Raw genomic sequence first — 2,592 nt, forward strand, 5'->3', positions numbered from 1 at the left:
CGCCTCCCGCACAGCGGACGCCACCGCGTCCGGCAGGTCCGCAGCCCGCGTCACCTGGCGCAGACCCCGCCCGCCGCCACCGGCCGACGCCTTCACGAACAGCGGAAAACCGATCGCCTCCGCAGCCGCCAGCGCCCCGGCCCCGTCCAGCAGCGGCGCCGACGCCCGCAGCACCGGTAGCCCGGCCGCGATCGCCGCGTTCCGGGTGGCGACCTTATCCCCGGTCAGCCGCAACACCCCCGGCGGCGGCCCCACGAACGTGACCCCCGCCGCGGCGCACGCCTCCGCCAGCGCCGCCGACTCCGACAGAAACCCGTACCCCGGGTGCAACGCGTCCGCCTCGGCGTGCTTCGCCACCCGCAGCAGCTCGTCGATATCCAGATAACCCCGCACCGGGTGCCCAGGCATCCCCAGCTCGTACGCTTCGCCCGCCTTCGTCCGGTGCAGCGCGGAGACGTCCTCCGGCGTGTAGACCGCGACCGTGCGCAGGCCCTGCTCATGCGCAGCCCGGAACACCCGCACCGCGATCTCACTCCGGTTGGCGACAAGAAGTTTGCGCATGGTCAGTCCCGTCAGGTCGTAGGAAAGGCTCGACGGATACGCGGCGGCCCCGAACCGGTGACGCTCCAGCTACACGCAACCGAGCTGGCGCGCAGGCGCGGAGGTCCCTTGGGAGCGAAGCGAGCAAGAGACCGGAGCGCCGCGTCCAGACGGAGCGAACCAAAAACTAGCCCGCGAGCCGGCGGGCGGCGAGCGGGACGCTGCGCTCCTGCGGGCCGACATAGCTCGACAGAGGCCGGATGAGTGCGTTGGCGGCGAGCTGCTCGATGATGTGCGCGGTCCAGCCGGTGATCCGCGACATCACGAAGATCGGGGTGAACATCGGGATGTCAAAGCCCATCAGGTGGTAGGCCGGGCCGGTCGGGAAGTCCAGGTTCGGGTGGAGGTTCTTCTCCCGGATCATCACGGCCTCGAGGGACTCGTAGACGGCCATCAGGCGCTCGCCGTCGGCTCCCCTGGTCTTGGCGAGCCGCTCGAGCTCGGCGCGCATCGTCGGGACCCGGGAGTCGCCGGACTTGTAGACCCGGTGCCCGAAGCCCATGACTTTGCGCTTGCTGGCCAGCGCGTCGAGCATCCACTGCTCGGCGCCTGCCGGGTCGCCGATCTCGTCCATCATGTACATGACGGCCTCGTTGGCGCCGCCGTGCAGCGGGCCCTTCAGCGCGCCGATCCCGGCCGTCACGGCGCTGTACAGGTCGGACAGCGTCGAGGCGACCACCCGCGCGGTGAACGTCGAGGCGTTGAAGCTGTGCTCCGCGTAGAGGATCAGCGAGACGTCGAAGGCCCGGACGACCTCGGCCTCGGGCACCTCGCCGAAGCACATGTGGAAGAAGTTCTCCGAGAAGCCCAGCGTCGGGTCGGGCAGGATCGGGTCCTGGCCGCGCCGGCGCCGCTGGTCGATGGCGACGATCGTGGGCAGCTTCGCCATCAGGTCGAGCGCCTTGACCTGGTTCGCCTCGACCGTGCCGTCGTCCTCGGTCGGGTCCTGCGCGCCGAGGTAGCTGACGGCGGTGCGGAGCACGTCCATCGGGTGGCAGGTCTCCGGGAGCCGGGCGAGCAGGCCCATCAGGGTCCGGTCGAGCTGCCGGCGGGCCCGTTCGGCGTCGGTGAAGGCCCGCAGCTGCTCGGTGGTCGGCAGCTCGCCGTGCCAGATCAGGTAGGCGACCTCCTCGAACGAGCACTCGGCGGCGAGCTGCTGGACCGGGTATCCGCGGTAGGTCAGCGAGTTCGTCTCGGGGTTGACCATCGAGACCGACGTGGTGTCGACGACGACGCCGGCCAGGCCCTTGCGTACCGACGAGTCAACGGCGGCCATGGCTGTGGTTCCTCTCGGGTGGGTTCCTCGCCGGCCGGGGCGCGACGACCGGGATAGATGACCGGGCACTGCAGTTGGGACGGCAGTCGGGCTCGACGGTCGTGGCCGCCGGCCCGGCCGGCGAGGAAGAGTGCGCTGGAGATCAGTCGGAGGGCCGGACGTTGAAGATCGCCTCGTCGAAGACGTTGTAGTCGGCGTAGTCGATCAGTTCGTAGAGCCGGGCCCGGTGCTGCATCCGGTCGGTCAGCCCGGCCTGGGTGCCCTCGTCCTTGATCCGGCGCAGGCCGTCCTCGACCGCGCCCATGGCCAGCCGCAGCAGGGTCACCGGGTAGATGACGAGGTTCATGCCGACCGAGGCGAGCTGCGCGGCGGTGAACAGCTCGCTCTTGCCGAACTCGGTCATGTTCGCGAGGAGCGGTACGTCGACGGCCTTGCGGACGGCGGCGAACTCGTCCAGGTTCGCCATCGCCTCGGGGAAGACCATGTCCGCGCCCGCGTCGACGTAGGCCCTTGCCCGGTCGGCGGCCGCGTCGAGGCCCTCGACGGCGCGGGCGTCGGTGCGGGCGCAGAGGACGAAGTTCGGGTCGCGGCGCGCCGTGACGGCGGCCCGGATGCGCCGCGTCATCTCCTCGGGGGGCACGACCGACTTGCCGTCGAGATGGCCGCAGCGTTTCGGGTTGACCTGGTCTTCGAGGTGGCAGCCGGCGAGGCCGGCG

Annotated in this window: 3 protein-coding genes; all 3 read right to left on the bottom strand. The window is 70.9% G+C overall.

Features of this window, described 5'->3' with window-relative positions:
- A partial coding sequence (locus AC08OP_RS10515; protein WP_476614018.1) for a biotin carboxylase N-terminal domain-containing protein occupies positions 1–561 on the bottom strand: 561 nt, incomplete at its 3' end.
- A 166-nt stretch (positions 562–727) separates the two neighbouring features.
- Positions 728–1,876 (bottom strand): bifunctional 2-methylcitrate synthase/citrate synthase, encoded by a 1,149-nt coding sequence (locus AC08OP_RS10520; protein ID WP_476614019.1) that lies wholly within the window; start codon positions 1,874–1,876, stop codon positions 728–730.
- 142 nt (positions 1,877–2,018) lie between these two features.
- A partial coding sequence (locus AC08OP_RS10525) for an isocitrate lyase/phosphoenolpyruvate mutase family protein (protein WP_476614020.1) occupies positions 2,019–2,592 on the bottom strand: 574 nt, incomplete at its 5' end.

This window comes from Frankia sp. CeRuru1 (assembly GCF_977966315.1).

Coding starts and splice junctions, on each gene's coding strand:
- AC08OP_RS10520 (WP_476614019.1), bottom strand. CDS start 1,876: ATGGCCGCCGTTGACTCGTCGGTACGCAAGGGCCTGGCCGGCGTCGTC.